The organism is Micromonospora sp. CPCC 206060, assembly GCF_036906895.1.
In the GTDB taxonomy this organism is placed as follows: domain Bacteria; phylum Actinomycetota; class Actinomycetes; order Mycobacteriales; family Micromonosporaceae; genus Micromonospora.
In genome coordinates, this window is sequence record NZ_JBAKHU010000005.1 from 151,518 (window position 1) to 169,211 (window position 17,694).

A 17,694-nucleotide genomic window follows, 5' to 3' on the forward strand; every position below is an offset into this window, starting at 1 on the left:
CGCGGTGACCACCCCGACCAGCCGTTATCCCTGCCCGATCTGCGGGTCCCCGGCGACCCTCGGCACCGGCTGTCCGGGCTGCGGTGCGCCCGGGGACCAGGCGGCCGCCGAGGTGATCCACCTCGACGGTGAGATCGCGGCGCTCGGCCCCCGGGTCGAGCAGGCCCGTCAGACGTACCTCGCACTCGCCGCCGACCTGCACGTCCGGCAGGCCCGTCGGGCCGAGCTGGCCGCCCGGGTCCGGGCCCGCGTCGGGGCGGCCCGCCGACCGGCGGTAGCGCCGGTACCAGCGGCGGTGCCGGTACCAGCGGTGGCGCCCGGTCCGTCCGCCGCCGCGGCACCGGAGACCTCCACCCGTACCGTGCAGAACCTGCTCTTCGTCCTGGGTGGACTGCTCCTCGGCACAGCGGCGATCGTGTTCACCGCAGTCGCCTGGGCGTCGGTCGGGATCGTCGGCCGGGCCGCGATCCTGGCCGGGCTGACCGGCCTCACCCTCGCCGTGCCGCTGCTGGCGGTACGCCGCCAGTTGACCGGTACCGCCGAGACCTTCGCCGCGGTCGGGCTGCTCCTGGTGGTGCTCGACGGGTACGCGGCCTGGACCGTGGACCTGGCCGGGGTGGCCGGCTGGCCGGGCACCCGGTACGCCGCGCTGGTCGGTGCGGTCACCGTGGCGGTCGCCGTCGGCTACGCCCGGCTCAGCCGGCTCCGGGTGCCGTGGTTCGCGGCGCTGCTCGCCGGACAGCCGGTACTACCGCTGGCCGTGGCGGACGCCCGTCCGAGCGCGGCCGGCTGGGCGTTGACCCTCGTCGGGGTCGCCCTGGCCGACCTGCTGGTGGCAGCCCGGCTCGCCCGCCGCTCCACCTCGCCCGCCGGTACCGCCGGGCGGGTCCTCGCCTGGCTGGGCTATGGCTCGGCGCTGGTCACCGCGGCAGTCTGCGCCCTGGTGGCGCTCGCCGTCGGCGAGGTGTCCGGGACGCCACTGCTCGCCGGGGTGCCCCTGCTGGTGGTGGTGCTGGCGCTGGCGGGTGCCGGGTACGTCACCCGGCTGGGCGGGCTCGGTGGCCTGGCCGGTGCGCTGCTGGCGCTGGCCGCCGGAGCGGCGGTGCTCCGGCCCCTCGGTGAACTGCGCCCGTCGGTGCTGCTGGTGGGCGCCGGGGTGACCGTCGCGCTGCTCACCCTCGCCGTCCTCGGTACCGGTCGGTGGCTGCCCGCCCCGGTCGGGCTGGGTACCCGGGTCGGCGCGCTGATCAGCGCCGGGCTGCTCGCCCAGGTCGGTCTCGCCATCGCCGGGACCCTGGCCGCGATGGCGGTGGCCCGCTCGGTACCGCCCTGGCAGGGGGCCACGGCCGGTCCGGAGCTGGACTTCGGCTGGCAGGTGCCGGTGACCCTGGCACTGGTCACCGCCGCGCTGGTGGTGCTGCTGCCCCGGGCCGCCCGGGAGCCGGTGGGCACCGTCGGTGCGGCGGTCGTCGTCCTCGCCGCGCCGGCCGTCGGGCCGACGCCGTGGCCGGTGCTGGTCACCGGGGAACTCGTCGCCGGGATCGTCCTGCTGTTGCTCGCCGTGGCCCGGCCGGCCCGCTCGGCGGTGACCGCGCTGCTCCGGGCGGCCGCCGGTGCCCTGCTCGCCGGACACGCGCTGCTGGTCGGTCTCGCCGCGCCCGGCGCGGCGGCAGCCGTACTCGGGGCGCTGCTGCTCGCCGGGGTCACGGCGGTGCTCCTGCCCGACCCGGCCGACCGGGTACGGCGCCGGATCGGGGGAGTGCTCTTCGCCGGGGGGCTGCTCGCCGGCCAGGTAGGGACGGGGGTGACGCTCTTCGCGCTGGGGGCGGCGCCCTGGTGGCAGGTGCGTGGGGTGCTGGGTGCCGCCGTCGTCCTGCTCGGCGCGTTGCTCGCGGTCCGCCGGTGGCGGCCGGCCGGCACGGGGTACGCGGCGGGCGCGCTGGCCGGTGCCGTGCTGGTGGCCGGACTGCTGCCGCTCGCCCCCGGTACGGCCGAACCAGTGGTGCTGTACGCGTCGGCCGGGGTGCTGCTGGTCAGCCTGGGGCTGGTACGACCACGGCGGTTGTCCGACCCGGTGCGGCTGCCGGGGATGCCCGCACTGCTGGTCGCCGGTGGGCTGCTCCTGCCGGTCGTCGGGGTGGCCGTCCTGCCCGATGTCTGGCGGGTGCTCGTCGGTCCGTACGGCTGGATCACCGCGATCTGGTCGGGCGTACCCGCCGGGGTCGGGTTGACGCCCGGAGCGGTGGGCCCGGTCGGGCTGCCCACCGGGGTGGCGTTGCTCCTGCTCGCGGCGGCCACCGCCGGTACGACCCACGGACCGTGGACGCTCCGGTCCGGACACCGGCCGGCACTGGCGCTGGCGGCGGTGGCACTCCCGGTCCTGCTGTCCGGGGCCGGTGCGGGCTGGCCGGTCGTACCGGTGGTGCTGCTGGTCGACGGCCTGGCGCTGCTGCTCGCCGTCGCGCTGCTGCGACCCGGCGGCTGGCTGGTACCGGTCGGCCTGGCGCTGGCCGCACCGGGTCTGGCCGGGCTGCTCGCGACGCGGGCCGGGTCGCTGGGTGGGTTGGGGTTGACCGTCGCCGTCGCGGTGACCGTGGCGCTCGCCGGTCGCCTGCCGGCCGCGCGGGTGGCCGGCTGGGGTACGGCTGTGGCGGCTGGCGCGGCGCTCGCGGTCACCGCGGTACGTGCCGCCGACCTGCCGCTCCGCCTCGCCGGGTTCGCGGTGCTCGGGGTGGCGGTGCTGGCGCTGGCCGGTGCGGCGGTGCTGGGTTGCCGCCGCTCTGCCGACGCCGGCGGAGTTGTCGGGCGCCGGCGGGTCGAGGCGCGGGCCCTGGACGCCGCCGGCCACGGCACCGCCGTGGTCGCCCTGCTGCTGACCCTGGCCTCGGCCCGGCACGCGGCGGCGGTCTGCACCCTCTGGGGCATCGCGGTCGGGCTCCGGGCGTTGTGGCCGGGGGAGCGTGCCGGAAAACGGTGGCGGCTGGCCGCAGTCGCCGGGGTCAGTGAGCTGGCCGCGCTCTGGCTGCTGCTCTCCGCCGAGCGGGTGGCCCTGCTGGAGGCGTACACCGTGCCGGCGGCACTGGTTGTGCTCGGTGCCGGCTGGTTGGCCCTGCGTACCCGGCCGGCGCTGGGCAGTTGGCTGGCCTACGGTCCGGGACTCGCGGCGGCCCTGCTGCCCAGCCTGGCCTCGGTGCTGGTCTCCGGGGACCAGGTGCCGCGGCGGCTGCTGCTCGGTGCGGGGGCCCTGGTGGTGGTGCTGATCGGCGCGGTCCGGCGGCAGCAGGCCCCGGTGCTGCTCGGTGGGGCGACCCTGGCCGTGCTTGCGCTGGTCGAGGCGGTACGGAGTTGGGACCTGCTGCCCCGGTGGATCTACCTCGCCGTCGGCGGGTTCGCGCTGATCGGCCTCGCCACCAGCTACGAACGGCGCCGCCGGGACCTGCGCCGGTTGCGGTCGGCGGTCGGCCGGATGAGCTGACGGCGGGAGGAACCGGTCGTTTCGTTGAGCCGGGTCACCGGCGGAGGGAACCGGTCCGCCGGCCGGCCGGGCGACCGGCGGGTGGCTGAGCAGGACCGGCGTGGCTTCCGGCGGTAGGGTCTCGGCATGGTAGAGGTGCTCACCGCGGAGGCGGTGCGGGACGGGCTGACCGGGCTGGACGACTGGACGGGCGATCCGTCCGGTCTCCGCCGCACGGTCGAACTGCGGGACTTCCTCGGAGCGATCGAGGTGGTGAACCGGGTCGCGGCGGTCGCCGAGGAACTGGACCACCACCCCGACATCGACATCCGGTGGCGTTCGCTCACCTTCCGGTGCAGCACCCACTCCGCCGGGGGTGTCACCCACCGTGACCTGGACCTCGCCCGGCGGATCGACGAGATCATCCGGAGTGCGCGGTGAGATTCGAGATCAGCAAGGTCATGGACGCCATCGAGGGACGGGTCTGCACCGACCCCAACCTCGCCCGTGCCGTACTGGATCTGGCCGAGGTGGTGCGCTACCAGGACCTCGACGGCGGCCGGCCGGCCAACCTGCTCCGGCTCGGCATGGTCATCGACGCCCTGGTACGCCACCTGGAGGAGGACAACGTCCCGGTCTACGCGGTGGTGCACCGGGCGTTGCTCTCCGACGCCGACCTGACCTCCAACGAGCGGATGGTGGTCCGCCGGTGGGCCGACGACGGACTGGTGGAGGTGCTGGACAACCCTGGTGACCGGATGCTGGAGGTGGCCGACCTGCTCGGGCTGCCGGTGCTCACCCGGGCCCGGCTCGACGGGCTGCGCGGGCGGTACCCGTGGGTGGCCGAGCAGCCCGGGCGGGTGCTGGCCCCGGTGGCGGGCGCGGGCGGACCGACGCTCACCGCACACGTGGGTGGCGGGACCGTACCGGTCAGCGGTACGCCGTCACTGGCCGGTGCGCAACTACTCGCCCGCCTCTGGCGCTGCGCCGAGCCCGGCTGCGCGCTCTTCGGCGGCGGGGGAGGCGGCGGTGCCTTCGCCGACCTGGCCCGGGTGGAACGCTCGCCCAGCGGGCAGGCACCGCCGACGCTGCGGCCCGGCGCCCCCACCTGCCCCCGGCACGGCAGCCGGCTCAACGACGCCGGGGCCCGCCCGCGTACCCAGGTGCTCGCGGTACGCATCGGCGGGCTGACCCGGCGCCGGTTCGTGCTGACCAGCGACGAGCCGGTGCTGGTCGGGCGGGCGCCCGAACAGTCCGGCGGGATCATGCTCGGCCAGTGGCTGAACGACGAGGCCCGGCGGTGGATCAGCCGCTCGCACCTCCAGTTCGAGCTGCGGGTCGGCGAGGTGATCGTCACCGACCTGAGCACCAACGGCTCCGGTATCCGTCCCGGCGGCTCGATGGACGAGGCGGAGCGCATCCCGTTGGCGCCGCGGCAGAGCCGGGTGCTCGGCCCCGGCGACATGGTGGAGCTCTACCCGGGGGTGCAGGTCGGCCGGGCCGGCGAACTGCCCACCGGTGCCGCCTTCAACCCGACGTCGGTGATGGCCGAGGCGCCCACCATGGCCATGCGGCTGCCCCGACCCTGACCCGGTTCTGGACGGGACCGCCCCGCCACCGGAGTGTCCGGGGGCGGGGCGGTCGCCGGTCTGCAGTACGTTCAGCGGGCGCCGGCCAGTACGGCGGCGAGCTGCGCCACCGCGTGGTCCAACTCCTCGGCGGTGACCACCAGGGGCGGGGCCAGCCGGATCGTGGAGCCGTGGGTGTCCTTGGCGAGCACCCCCCGCTCGGCCAGCCGCTCGCACGCCTCGCGGCCGGTCATCAGCGCCGGGTCGATGTCGATGCCGGCCCAGAGACCCCGGCCGCGTACCGCGACCAGACCCTGGCCGATCAGGGCCCGCAGCGACTCGTGCAGCCGTGCCCCCAGCTCGGCCGAACGGTGCTGGAACTCCCCGGTGGCCAGCAGCCGGACCACCTCGGTGGCCACTGCGCAGGCCAGCGGGTTACCGCCGAAGGTGGAACCGTGCTGGCCGGGACGGAGCACGCCGAGCACGTCGGCGTCCGCCACCACCGCGGAGACCGGCACGATGCCGCCGCCGAGCGCCTTGCCGAGCAGGTACATGTCCGGGGTGACGCCCTCGTGGTCACAGGCGAACGTCTCCCCGGTGCGGCCGAGCCCGGACTGGATCTCGTCGGCCACGAAGAGCACGTTCCGCTCGGTGCAGACCCGGCGTACCCCCGGCAGGTAGCCCTCCGGCGGCACCACGACGCCCTGCTCACCCTGGATGGGCTCGATCAGGACGGCCACCGTGGTGTCGTCGATCGCCGCCTCCAACGCGGCCAGGTCACCGTAGGGGACGATCCGGAACCCCGGGGTGTACGGGCCGAAGTCGTCCCGGGCGTCGGTGTCGGTGGAGAAGCTGACGATGGTGGTGGTCCGGCCGTGGAAGTTGCCCTCGGCGACCACGATGGTCGCCTGGCCGGCCGGTACGCCCTTGACCTGGTAGCCCCACTTGCGGGCCACCTTGATCGCGGTCTCCACCGCCTCGGCGCCGGTGTTCATCGGCAGGACCAGCTCCTTGCCGCACAGCTCGGCCAGCTCCCGGCAGAAGTCGGCGAACTGGTCGTGGATGAACGCGCGGCTGGTCAGGGTGAGCCGGTCGAGTTGGGCGTGCGCCGCCGCGATGAGCTGCGGGTGCCGGTGCCCGAAGTTCAGCGCGGAGTAGCCGGCGAGGCAGTCGAGGTACCGCCGCCCGTCCACGTCGGTGAGCCAGGCCCCCTCGGCGGACGAGATCACCACCGGCAGTGGGTGGTAGTTGTGCGCCGTCCAGCGCTCGGCGTCCCGTACCGCAGCCGGGGTCCGCACCATGTCGTCGACGATCACTTGCCTGCCTTTCCCTGACGGAGTCGCAACGTGCAGCACTTCGGTCCGCCCCCAGCCTTGCGCAGCTCGGAGAGGTCGACCCCGATGATCTCGTACCCCCGGTCGCGCAGCGCGGCGGCGAGGTCGGTGGCCTGCGCCGGCAGCACCACGTGCCGGCCGTCGCTGACCGCGTTCAGGCCGAGCACCTCGGCGTCGGCGGCGGTGGCGAGCACCGCGTCCGGGAAGAGTCGACGCAGCGCGGCCTGGCTGCCGGGCGAGAACGCCTCCGGGAGGTAGGCCACGGTGCGCTCGTCGAGCACGGTCAGCGCGGTGTCCAGGTGGTAGAAACGCGGGTCGACCAGTTGGAGGGTGATCACCGGATACCCGAAGATCTCCTGCAACTGGGCGTGCGAGGCGTGCGCGGTGCGGAACCCGGTGCCGGCCAGCAGCAGCTCACCGGCGAGCAGGATGTCGCCCTCACCCTCGTTGACGTGCTTCGGGTCGTGCATCTCGAAGCCGGCCGACTCGAACCAGGCCCGGTAGGCGGGGGCCTCGTCGGCGCGCTGCGGGTCGCGGAACTGCACGGCCAGGGCGCGGCCGTCGATGACCGTCCCGCCGTTGGCGGCGAAGACCATGTCCGGCAGGCCGGGAACCGGGTCGATCAACTCGACGGTGTGGCCGAGGTCCAGGTAGACCTGGCGCAGCGTCTCCCACTGCCGGACGGCCAGCGCCGTGTCGACCGGCGCGGTCGGGTCCATCCAGGGGTTGATCGCGTAGTCGACGGCGAAGTACGTCGGCCGGCACATCAGATAGCGCTGGCTGGTGGCGTCCATCGTCATTGTCCTGCTCCCAGGGAAATCGGGCGCGCCCGGCCACCTGCGGCCCACGGGCTGGCGCCGGTACCCAACGCTATGTGGGCATAGCGGCAGAATCCACTGGTGAGGATTGCGCAATGCGGCAGTTCATTGCGTCTATCAGCAATGGAACCAACGAAACGTTGCGTGAAGGCAGGGGGCGGTGTGCGCTGGTGACCCGGCCCACCCTCCGGACACGCTTCGGGGGCGGCGCATCGCCGCCCCCGAAAGAGAATCGCGTCAGCCGGTGAACCACCAGCGGTGCCGCGGGACCAGGCCGGTGAACCACCGACCCGGCCGCTGCACTACCCGTCAGAACCGGTTCACAAACTGTGTGTCAAGCCACTCCCGGAACCGGAGCACCCAGTCGCCGTCCGTGGTCGGCCAGACGAACTGCCCGGTCATGGCCAGCACCCCGACCACCACCGCGCCCAGCCCGAGCAGCACGCCGATCAGGGCGTCGGTCGTACCGGCCACGTGCCGGCGGCGGGTCGCCATCATGCCGAAGACCGAGAGGACCACCGCCAGGGCGCCCAGGGCGATGCCGTACCCGGCGAGGGTGCCGGTGAGGACGAAGAGCGCCGCGGCCACCCCGGCGATCAGCCCGAGGGTGGCGAGCAGGCTGGCCCGGGGCTTCGGCCCGGCGGGTACGACCGGTTCCGGCCCGGCCGTGCCGTCCGGGTGGGCGTCCGGGTCGAGCCGACTGTCCCGCTCCAGGACGGTATCCGCCCGACCGTCCCGGTCCGGCACGATGTCGGTACGACCGTGCCGGTCCAGGTCGGCGGCGTGGTCGAGGGCCGGGTCGGGGGCGGTTACCGTCGAGCGGCGCGAATCGGTGGCGGTAGCGCCGGTGGCGCCAGTGGCGGCGCGGGCGACCGCCGCGCGCCGGGCTGCCGCCCGCTCGGCCGGTCTCCCCGGGTCGCCGGGGACCGCACCGTCCATCCGCCGGTCCGCCCCGTCGATCCGACCGTCCCGGTCCGTGTCCCCGGTCGGGTTGGTGGCTCCGGTCGCGTTGGTGTCCCGGGCCGGGTCGGTGTCCCCGGCCGGGGTCGTCTCCGTCCGGCGCATGAGCGAAGGAATCTTGACCACACCACACCTCCTGTGAATGCGTGGTGGCCGATGTCTACAGGTGGCATCCACGCGGTACGTGTGTCCTAGCCGTACCCAACCGGCCGGATCGCCAATCAGCCGGCCCGGCTACGCTTGGCGGTCGTGCCAGAGGGACACACCATCCACCGGCTGGCGGCACGGCACGCCGAGCTGTTCGCCGGCGACAAACTGCTCGCCGCCAGCCCGCAGGGCCGCTTCGCCGAGGGCGCCGCCCGGCTCTCCGGCGCGGTTCTCGACGGCACCGAGGCGTACGGCAAGCATCTGCTGCACCACTATTCGGGTGAGCTGACCCTGCACGTGCACCTCGGCCTGTACGGGAAGTTCACCGACGGGTCGGGGGAGCCGCCGCCCCCGGTGGGGCAGGTCCGGCTCCGGCTGACCAGCGACCGGCACTGGCTCGACCTGCGCGGGCCCACCGCCTGCGACCTGCTCGACCCGCCCGAGGTGCAGGCGCTGCGGGACCGGCTCGGCCCCGACCCGCTCCGTGACGACACCGATCCGGCACGGGCGTACGCCCGGATCTCCCGGAGCCCGACCCCGCTCGGCGCCCTGCTGCTCGACCAGTCCGTGGTGGCCGGCACCGGCCTGATCTTCGTCACCGAGGCGCTGTTCCGCGCCGGCCTGCCGCCGACGCTGCCCGGCCGGGAGCTGACCCCGGCCGCCTGGCGGAACCTCTGGGCCGACCTGGTCGACCTGATGGGGGTGGCGGTGACCGTCGGCCGGATCGACACGGTCCGACCGGCCCACCTGCCCGAGGCGATGGGCCGGGCACCCCGGGTGGACCGGCACGGCGGTGAGGTGTACGTCTACCGCCGCCCGGACACCCCCTGCCACGTCTGCGGTACCACCATCCGTCGTGGCGACCTCGCCGGCCGGAACTTCTACTGGTGCCCGACCTGCCAGCCGGTCTGACGCAGGCCGGGCTCAAGCCGGTCTGACGCAGGCCGGGCTCAAGCTGGTCTGACTCAGGCCGGTCTCAAGCCGGTCTGACTCAAGCCGGGCCGGTCTGACGCAGGCCGGGCCGGTCCGGCTCAGCCCCGGTTGGTCCGGCTCAGCCCGGGCCCAGTAGCCAGCGGATCACGTCGACGTGCGGCGGGAAGACCGTGCCGGTGCCGAAACACCAGCTCGCGGTCTGACACACGGTCCACCCACGGACCCGCTCCCGGTCCAGCCCCAGCTCCGCGCTGAGCCGGTCCAGCCGGTACCGCACGGCGACTGCGGAATGCCCCAACTCGGTGCCCCGGACCGCCGGCACCACGCTGAACTCCCGCTCACCGACCAGCGGTTTCGGGTCGATGACCAGCCACGGTTCCCGCTCGGCGGCCAGCACGTTCCCGGTGTGCAGGTCCTGGTTGACCAGCACCTGTTCGCCCTGGCTGGCGGCCAGCGCGGGCAGCAGCTCCAGGATCGCGTCCACGTCCCGCCGTGGGAACGGCCGGCCGGCCCGCTCCCAGTGGTCCGGCAGCCGGGCCGCCCAACCGGCCGCCTGCTCGGCCAGCGTGGTGAACGGGGCACCCTCCGGCCGCCAGAGCCGGGGCAACAGCCCGACCAGTACTCCGACCGCCTCCGGCGCCGGCCGGGAGAACAGCGGTTCCCCCGGTACACACCGCTCGATCAGCAGTGCCCGGCGGACCGGGTCGTGCGCCAGCAGCCGGACCGCGCCGTCGCCGGCCCAGTGGGCCAGTGCGTCCGCCTCGTGCCGGCTCTCGGCTTCCGGGTACTGGAGCTTCAGTACCGCGCGGGTGCCGTCGGCGCGTACCGCCGGTACCGCGAGGGACGCGAAGCTGTCCCGGTACGGCGGACCGGTACGTAGCTCCCAGCGCTCGGCGCACTCCGCGAGTCGGGCCGGCAGGGCCGCCAACCAGTCCCGCCCGTCCGGCAGGTTACGGAGGGCACTGAGCCGGTCCGGTACCGTCCAATCGGCGCTCACCCGGCCATCGTCGGTCGTCGACCGTCCGGTCGTACAACCGGTTTTCCTGCCGTTGTCGCGTCCGGACCGGTCGGTTCCCTGCCGCCGTTACGGCCGGACGGGCCGGTTCCCTGCCGCCGTTACGGCCGGACGGGCCGGTTCCCTGCGTTCCTGCGTTCGTCGCTGCGTTCAGACCAGCCGGCGGATGTCGCCGTAGGCCCGGTAGAAACCGCCCCGGCCGGCCTCGCGGACCTCGGTGACCAGGTAACGCGCCCCGCGCTCCCGGATGCCCTTGGGGAACTGCACCGACCAGTCCTGGTGGTAACCGTTGGCGAGCACCCGTACCCGCAGCCGGCCGCCCACCTCCACGCACTCCACCAGCACCCCGCCGGAGGAGGCGTCGCTGGTCACCTCGACCGTGGTGGACGCGGCCACCGGCGGCTTCGGCGGGGCCTTGACGTCCACCACGGTCGGCACGGTGCCGGCCTGGGCCGCCGCGATCGCCGCGTCGCTGGCGTCGATGCAGGCCAGGTGCCCGCTGGTGGTGACCACGTAGAGCCGCTCGTCGTGGTACTGCATGGAATACGCCGAGCCGCAGCCGGTGCCCAGCTTCCACAGCCGGGTGCCGTCCGCCGCGAAGCAGTAGACCGAGGAGTGGGAGTCCCCGGCGAAGACGTACCGGCCGTCGGCGGCGGCCGCGCAGGAGAAGACCGGGGCGTCACACTGGTAGGTGGCCTCCCGGCGGCCACTCTTGGCCATCCGGACCACCTCCCGGCTGGCGGTGCCGGCGAACACGCTGTCCCGCTCCTGCCAGCCGAAGAGCACCGACCCGGTGCGGCTGTGCCACAGCTCCTGGCCGGTCCGCCAGTCGTAGCTGGTGACGCCCTGCGAGTGGCCGTGGTACATCGCGTCGGCGTCGCAGCGCACCATCCAGCCGGACTGGCCCCGACCCTTGCGTCGCCAGAGGAATTCGTCCTCGTGGTCGATCGCGGCGATCCCACCACCGGCGTCGGAGACCCCGAGCACCCCGTCGTGGATGTCCAGCCAGTAGATGTCGATGTCCGGCGCGATCCGGTACGCCAGCCGGGGCACCTTGCCGGAGAGGTCGTACACGTTGCCGTCGTCGCAGCCGGCGTAGATCCAGTCGTCGTCGGCGACGATGCACTTCACCCCGTCCGGGAGGCGGAACTGCTGCACCACCTGTGCGTCGTGGGTCAGCGTGCTGATCACCCCGTGCTCGTTGCCGACCATGCAGTGCTGGCCGTCGACGAAGATGCCGAACGCCGGGGCACCCGAGTCGTACCGCCAGAGCACCGGGGCGGTGCGGGCGGTGGAGCGGGTGCTGACGATCTGCCGCCGGGAGACCGGACGGGCCTGGCGTACCCCGGGCACCGCCGGGGCGTACCCCTTGCGGACCTTTTCCCCGATCTTCTTGGCCGCCTCGGCGCGCGCCCGGGCGTTGTCCGGGTAGCTGGCGGTCTTGACCTGCCCGCTGCCGCCGATCCGGCCGTACCGGACGGTCAGCTTGGCGTCGTCGACGGTCACCTCGTAGAACTTGTGCGCTCCACCGTCCGCTTCGGACAGTTCGAGGTACGTCGTCTCCTGGGACATCTGGGGAACCTCCGGCGCGGGGGATGGCTGCCGGCGGCTCGATCCGACCGGCGCAGCGACTGAAGGGGAGGTTAGCCGCACCCTCCGACAAGGGCCGGTCGTGGTGTTAAGAAGGGGCCCTTCCTCTACCGAAAACGTTAAGAAGGGGCCCTTCCTTACGTGCGGAGCGCGTCGACGGCCTTGCGGGCCGCGATCAGCACCGGATCCCAGACCGGCGCGTACGGCGGCGCGTATCCCAGGTCCAGGGCGGTCATGTCGTCCACGGTCATGCCGTTCCACAGTGCCACGGCCAGCGGGTCGATCCGCTTCGCCGCCTCCGACCGGCCGACGATCTGCGCACCGAGCAGCCGGCCGCTCGGCCGTTCGGCGATCAGCTTCACCGTCATCGTCTCCGCGCCCGGGAAGTACCCGGCCCGGTTGGTCGACTCCACGACCGTGCTGACGAACTCGAAACCGGCCGCGCTGGCGTCCCGCTCCCGTAGGCCGGTCCGCCCCACCTCCAGGTCACAGACCTTGGTCACGGCCGTGCCGACCACGCCGGGGAAGGTGGCGTACCCGCCACCGATGTTGATGCCGGCCACCCGGCCCTGCTTGTTGGCGTGCGTACCGAGTGGCACGTGGGCTGGCTGTCCGCTGACCCGGTGCACGGTCTCCACGCAGTCGCCCGCCGCCCACACCCCCGGGGTGTCCATTACCCGCATCCGCAGGTCCACCCGGATTCCGCCGGTCGGACCGAGCGGCAGGCCGGCGTCGGCGGCGAGGGCGGTGTTCGGGCGTACGCCCAGACCCAGCACCACCACGTCGGCCGGTACCCGACCGCTGGTGGTCCGTACGCCCCGGACCCGCCCGTCCCCGGTCTCCAGCCCGGTCACCGCCACTCCGGCGCGTATGTCGATGCCGAGGTTGCGCATCGCGTCGGCGACCAACGCGGCCATGTCCGGATCGACGGTCGACATGGGTTGCTGCGCCCGCTCGACCAGGGTGACCGACAGCCCTCGGCGCAGCATCGCCTCGGCCATCTCCACCCCGATGTAGCCGCCCCCGACCACCACCGCCCGGGACGGCCCCGGGTCCTGGTCCAGCCACTCCCGCAGGGCCGAGCCGTCGTCCAGGGTCTGCACCCCGAACACCCCGAGCGCGTCGGTCTGCGCCCAGTCCGGCGTCACCGGCACCGCCCCGGTGGCGTACACCAACTGGTCGAACGGTTCGCGGACCTCGGCACCGCTGTCCAGGCTCCGGGCGTGGACCTCACGGCGTTCGAGGTCGATCCGGGTCACCTCGTGCCGCAGCCGGACGTCGATGTCGAACGTCTCGCGGAAGGTCGCCGGGTCGCGGGCGATCAGGTCGTCCCGGTCGGTGACCACGCCGCTGATCCAGTAGGGAATGCCGCATGCCGAGTACGAGGTGAAGTGGCCCCGCTCGAACGTGACGATCTCCAGATCCGTGCCGTCTCGGCGGCGCCGGGCCTGGGAGGCCGCCGCCATCCCGGCGGCGTCGCCACCCACCACGATCAACCGCTCCGCCATGGGATCAGTCTTCCACCCCACGATCAGCTCCGCGCCCGGTCGTGCTGCGTGATCTGTCCGGGTTGGGTGGTCTGTCCGCGCTGCGTGACCCGGCCGGGCTCTCCTGGCGGGCGGTCGCCCCGGGTCTGCTCCGCCAGGGCGGTCAGGACGTCGACCAGCCGGCCGGTCCGTGCGAAGGTGGCCCGCTGCCGGGCCGCGCCGCTGCCGCGCCGACGCAGCCGGTCGAGCAGACCGGTGACCTCGGTCAGGTCCCCGTGCCGGTCCAGTTCCGGGGTGACCCGCCCGACCAGGCGGTCCAGCAGGTGCCAGGCCGGCCGGACACCGCCGTCGAAGAGGTCGAAACCGTTGCCCTCCAGCCCCTCGTGGGCGGCCTGCCAGTGCGCGGCCACCAACAGGTGGTGGTCGACCCGGACCGGTGGCCGGCCCGCCTCGATGTCGGCGACCAGCGTCGCCACCAGGGCGCGCAACAGGGCCGCGACGAGGAGGGTGTCGTCCAGGCTCGGGCAGACGTCGCCGATGCGGATCTCCACCGTCGGGTAGTTCGCGGAGAGCCGGGCGTACCAGTAGAGCATCCCCTCGTCCAGCATCATCCCGGTGTCGATGAGCTGGTCGATCAGGCGTTCGTAGTGGGCGTACGAGTCCAGCACCGGGCTCGGGGCCACCGACGGCCACCGTTCCCACTCCACCGACCGCCAACTGGCGTACCCGGTGTCCGCCCCGGCGAAGAACGGTGAGTTGGTGGTGGCCGCGTGCAGTACCGGCAGCCAGGGACGCAGGTGGTTGAGGACCTGCACCCCGGTCTCCGGGTCGGGGATGCCGACGTGCACGTGCATCCCGTTGTTGCCCGGTCCGGGTACCAGCAGCCCGTAGCGGTCGACCATCTCGTGGAAGCGGGGCTTGTCGACCACCGGCGGCACCGGGCCGTCCACCGGACCGGTACCGACCGCGACCAGCCGTACCCCGGCTGCCTCGGCGGCGTCGGCCAGCCCGGTCCGCAGCAGCCCCAGCGAGTGCCGCAGTGCGGACAGTTCCAGCCCCGGCGGACTGCCGATCTCGATCTGACTGGTCTGGAACTCGTGCTGGACCTGCCCGCGCAACTCCGCCGGGACCTGCTCCATCACCTGGTGCACGGCGGGCACCGCAACCCCGGTGTGCGGGTCGGTGAGCAGGAACTCCTCCTCGATGCCCACGGTCCGCAGGTCGGTACCGGTCAGCTCCGCGTCGCCGGGCGCCGGCCGTACCTCGTCCGCTGCCGCGACCCCGCCGGCCATCGCCACCACCGTCCGTTCCGTTGCGCCCGCGGCCGTCCGCCGCCCGGTCGACGCCGGATTACCCACGGTGGCCATCGCCGGAAACGCCGCCGGCCCGGTGTCGCCGCCACTGTCGCCGGGTGCCGGACGGTGGGTCCCGGTCCCGGGTGCTGGGCATCGGGCGCCGGGTGCTGGGCATCGGGTGTCGGGCGGTGGGGGATGACAGCGGGGACTAGCCTGGGGGCGTGCCGGGGATGCCGCTGATCGCGCTGTGCGTGTGGTGGCACGTCCTCGTGCAGTTCGGCGCGCTCGCCGGCAACCCGGGGGAGCTGGTCGCCGGGGCCACCGTCGCGGTGACTGCGATGCTCGCCGTCGCGCTGGTGGTCCTGCTCTTCACCATCCCCGGCGGTACCCGCCCGGCCGGCTGGGTCAGGTTCCACCGGCTGCATGCCGCAGGTCATCCGGTACCCCGCAGTGGTGACCCGGACGCCGCCGGTCGTCCCCGTCCCCGCGCACCGGGCTGGCTTCCCTCGGCCGGGTGACCCGGCACGTCCCGTTCCGGGAGGTGCCTGCCGGCCGGTTCCCGTCGCGTTCCTCCACGTAGCCGCCGGCAGCTCCCGCGTTCCATCGTGGTTGCCGCCCGGTCACGTCGCCGCGTGCGGTCGCCGGCCCGACGTCGGGGTCCCTGTAGCCGATTCCGTCGCTTCCCGACCGAAGAGGACGCCGCTCCCGGTCGGCGCCGTCGTGCGCCCAGCGGCCGTCCCGGAATCGAACCGAGGTACCTGTCATGCCCGCTTTCGCCCCGCTCGACGGTGTCGTGGGCGCCGCGTCCCATGCGGTCACCGCCCTCGCCGCCGTACTGGCCCCGATCGCCGGTGGCTCCGCCGCCGCGCTCGCCATCGTGCTCTTCACGATCGCCGTCCGCCTGCTGATCTCCCCGCTCACCATCGCCCAGATCCGGGGTGAACGGCGCCGCGCGGCGCTCGCGCCGCAGATCCGTCAACTCCAGCAGCGGTACGCCACCGATCCGGCCCGGCTCCGGATCGAACTGCTCGCCCTGTACCGGCAGGCCGGTGCGAGCCCGCTCGCCGGCTGCCTGCCGGCCCTGTTGCAGGCGCCGTTCTTCCTGGTCATGTACCAGCTTTTCAGCACCGCCGACCCGGGCCGGGGCCTGCTGGCCGAACGGCTGGCCGGAGTTCCGCTCGGCCAGCAGGTCACCGACGGGCTGGCCGGCGCGGCAGGGCCGCTGTTCGGTGTACTCCTACTGGTCCTGCTGCTGCTGGCCTGGCTCACCTCGCGCCGGATGCGCCGGGCGGCGGCCGGCGGTGGAACCGGCCCGGCCAGCGGGGACGTCGCCGCCGGTCTGGCCCGGGTGCTGCCGCTGCTGCCGTACGGCACGGTGCTGGTGGCACTGGTGGTACCGCTGGCCGGGGTGCTGTACCTGGTCACCACGACCGCCTGGACGGCCGGGGAGCAGATGCTGCTCCGCCGGGAGCGGACATCGACAAACGTTGACAACTGCCCGGACGGCACGTACAACTCCTGAGAGAGCGCTCTCTCGACCGTCCCCGTAGAGAGGCAGATCGATGCCACCTGCCCTGGCGCCCACCACCAGCCTGTCCCGGAGAGGCCGCCTGATCCTGCTCGCGGCCGTGCTCACCACCAGCACCACCGCACTCGCGGCGGTCGACCTGACCGCCCGGGCCGCTGTGCCGGCCCCGCCACCCGGTTGGAGCCTGATGTGGAGCGACGACTTCACCGGTGCCGCCAACACCCTGCCCAGCGCCACGAACTGGATCATCGACACCGGCACCAGCTACCCGGGTGGCCCGCCCAACTGGGGCACCGGTGAGATCCAGACCTACACCAACAGCACGGCCAACGTCCGGCACGACGGTGCCGGCAATCTGGTGATCACCCCGTTGCGGGACGCCAGCAACAACTGGACCTCGGCCCGGATCGAGACGGTGCGTACCGACTTCAAGCCGGCTGCCGGGGGAGTGCTGGCGATCGAGGGGCGGATCCAGATGCCCAACGTCACCGGTGCCGCGGCGGCCGGCTACTGGCCGGCGTTCTGGGCGCTCGGCTCGCCGTACCGGGGCAACTACCAGAACTGGCCGGGCATCGGCGAGTTCGACGTGATGGAGAACGTCAACGGGATCAACTCGGTCTGGGGCGTCCTGCACTGCGGGGTGGCGCCGGGCGGGCCCTGCGACGAGTTCAACGGGATCGGGGACTCCACCACCTGCCCCGGCGCCACCTGCCAGTCGGCGTTCCACACCTACCGCTTCGAGTGGGACACCTCGGTCAGTCCCCAGCAACTGCGCTGGTACGTCGACGGGCAGCACTACCACACGGTCACCCAGACCCGGGTCGGTGAGCCGTACTGGACCCAGATGACCAGCCACGGCGGCTACTTCCTGCTGCTCAACGTCGCCATGGGCGGGGCCTTCCCGAACGGCGTCGCCGGGGGCACCACGCCGACCGCCGCCACCGTGCCCGGCCGTCCGATGCTGGTCGACTACGTCGCGGTCTACCGCAGGGGTGGTGGCAGTACCCCACCGCCGACCACCACCCCGCCGCCGGGTGGCGTCATCGACGCGTACTCGACGATTCAGGCCGAGGCGTTCTCCGGGCAGAACGGTGTCCTGGTCGAGGCGTGCAGCGAGGGTGGGCAGAACCTCGGCGCGCTGCGCAACGGGGACTGGGCCCGGTACGACAACGTCGACTTCGGGGCCACTCCGCCGCGTGACTTCGTCGCCCGGGTCGCCTCCGGCGCGGCGGGCGGGGTGAGCGGCCTGGTGGAGGTGCGCCTGGACAGCCCGACCAGCCCGCCGATCGGCAGTTTCGCCATCGCCAACACCGGCGGCTGGCAGAGCTGGCGCTCGGTACCGGGCAACGTGTCCACGGTGACCGGTCGGCGGACCGTCTACCTCACCTTCACCAGCGGCCAGCCGAACGACTTCGTCAACGTCAACTGGTTCACCTTCCGCCGCTGAGCTTGTAAGGAAGGGCCCCCGGTTAACGCTTTCGGTAGAGGAAGGGCCCCTTCTTAACAGCAGCGAGCGTTAAGAAGGGGCCCTTCCTTGCACGAGGCCCAGATCCGGCGACCCCCTG

14 protein-coding genes are annotated in these 17,694 nt (G+C 73.6%); 7 read left to right on the forward strand and 7 right to left on the reverse strand.

The genetic code is table 11. The annotated features are described in order from the left end of the window. The first annotated feature begins 4 nt into the window (after window positions 1-4). The 3 genes from V6U90_RS07230 to V6U90_RS07240 all read left to right on the forward strand — a co-directional run bounded on the left by V6U90_RS07230 (window position 5) and on the right by V6U90_RS07240 (window position 5,043). Window positions 5-3,475: an SCO7613 C-terminal domain-containing membrane protein gene (locus tag V6U90_RS07230; RefSeq protein WP_334432419.1), complete on the forward strand. Its 3,471-nt coding sequence runs from the start codon at window positions 5-7 to the stop codon at window positions 3,473-3,475. Window positions 3,476-3,601: 126 nt separating this feature from the next. Continuing rightward, window positions 3,602-3,895 (forward strand): 4a-hydroxytetrahydrobiopterin dehydratase, encoded by a 294-nt coding sequence (locus V6U90_RS07235; RefSeq protein WP_334432421.1) that lies wholly within the window; start codon window positions 3,602-3,604, stop codon window positions 3,893-3,895. Then, on the forward strand, window positions 3,892-5,043 hold the full coding sequence (locus V6U90_RS07240; protein ID WP_334432423.1) for an FHA domain-containing protein: 1,152 nt from the start codon (window positions 3,892-3,894) through the stop codon (window positions 5,041-5,043). Before V6U90_RS07235 ends, V6U90_RS07240 begins: the two co-directional genes overlap by 4 nt. Window positions 5,044-5,114: 71 nt before the next feature. Here V6U90_RS07240 and rocD read toward each other — a convergent pair whose 3' ends face one another. The 3 genes from rocD to V6U90_RS07255 all read right to left on the reverse strand — a co-directional run bounded on the left by rocD (window position 5,115) and on the right by V6U90_RS07255 (window position 8,260). Then, on the reverse strand, window positions 5,115-6,323 hold the full coding sequence (gene rocD, locus V6U90_RS07245; RefSeq protein ID WP_442933544.1) for an ornithine--oxo-acid transaminase: 1,209 nt from the start codon (window positions 6,321-6,323) through the stop codon (window positions 5,115-5,117). Between the two features lie 11 nt (window positions 6,324-6,334). Beyond that, window positions 6,335-7,150: a dimethylargininase gene (ddaH, locus tag V6U90_RS07250; protein WP_334432502.1), complete on the reverse strand. Its 816-nt coding sequence runs from the start codon at window positions 7,148-7,150 to the stop codon at window positions 6,335-6,337. A 333-nt stretch (window positions 7,151-7,483) separates the two neighbouring features. Continuing rightward, a complete protein-coding gene (locus V6U90_RS07255) occupies window positions 7,484-8,260 on the reverse strand; it encodes a DUF308 domain-containing protein (protein ID WP_334432425.1) in 777 nt (258 codons plus the stop codon). Between the two features lie 123 nt (window positions 8,261-8,383). Between V6U90_RS07255 and V6U90_RS07260 the strand changes: the two genes are divergently transcribed. Beyond that, complete coding sequence (locus V6U90_RS07260; protein WP_334432427.1) at window positions 8,384-9,193, forward strand: Fpg/Nei family DNA glycosylase; 810 nt, start codon at window positions 8,384-8,386, stop codon at window positions 9,191-9,193. Between the two features lie 139 nt (window positions 9,194-9,332). Here V6U90_RS07260 and V6U90_RS07265 read toward each other — a convergent pair whose 3' ends face one another. The 4 genes from V6U90_RS07265 to V6U90_RS07280 form a co-directional block, all read right to left on the reverse strand. Then, entirely contained in the window at window positions 9,333-10,211 is an 879-nt protein-coding gene (locus V6U90_RS07265) for an aminoglycoside phosphotransferase family protein (protein ID WP_334432429.1), read from the reverse strand. A 168-nt stretch (window positions 10,212-10,379) separates the two neighbouring features. Further along, window positions 10,380-11,801, reverse strand: a complete 1,422-nt coding sequence (locus tag V6U90_RS07270; protein ID WP_334432431.1) for a WGR domain-containing protein — start codon at window positions 11,799-11,801, stop codon at window positions 10,380-10,382. A gap of 155 nt (window positions 11,802-11,956) precedes the next feature. After that, on the reverse strand, window positions 11,957-13,327 hold the full coding sequence (locus V6U90_RS07275) for an FAD-dependent oxidoreductase (protein ID WP_334432433.1): 1,371 nt from the start codon (window positions 13,325-13,327) through the stop codon (window positions 11,957-11,959). A 23-nt stretch (window positions 13,328-13,350) separates the two neighbouring features. Beyond that, window positions 13,351-14,607 (reverse strand): carboxylate-amine ligase, encoded by a 1,257-nt coding sequence (locus tag V6U90_RS07280; RefSeq protein ID WP_442933541.1) that lies wholly within the window; start codon window positions 14,605-14,607, stop codon window positions 13,351-13,353. 215 nt (window positions 14,608-14,822) lie between these two features. Between V6U90_RS07280 and V6U90_RS07285 the strand changes: the two genes are divergently transcribed. The 3 genes from V6U90_RS07285 (at window position 14,823) to V6U90_RS07295 (ending at window position 17,576) form a co-directional block, all read left to right on the forward strand. Continuing rightward, on the forward strand, window positions 14,823-15,119 hold the full coding sequence (locus V6U90_RS07285) for a hypothetical protein (protein ID WP_334432437.1): 297 nt from the start codon (window positions 14,823-14,825) through the stop codon (window positions 15,117-15,119). 245 nt (window positions 15,120-15,364) lie between these two features. Then, window positions 15,365-16,123, forward strand: a complete 759-nt coding sequence (locus V6U90_RS07290) for a YidC/Oxa1 family membrane protein insertase (protein WP_334432439.1) — start codon at window positions 15,365-15,367, stop codon at window positions 16,121-16,123. 40 nt (window positions 16,124-16,163) lie between these two features. Continuing rightward, window positions 16,164-17,576 (forward strand): carbohydrate-binding protein, encoded by a 1,413-nt coding sequence (locus V6U90_RS07295; RefSeq protein ID WP_334432441.1) that lies wholly within the window; start codon window positions 16,164-16,166, stop codon window positions 17,574-17,576. Window positions 17,577-17,694 lie beyond the last annotated feature (118 nt).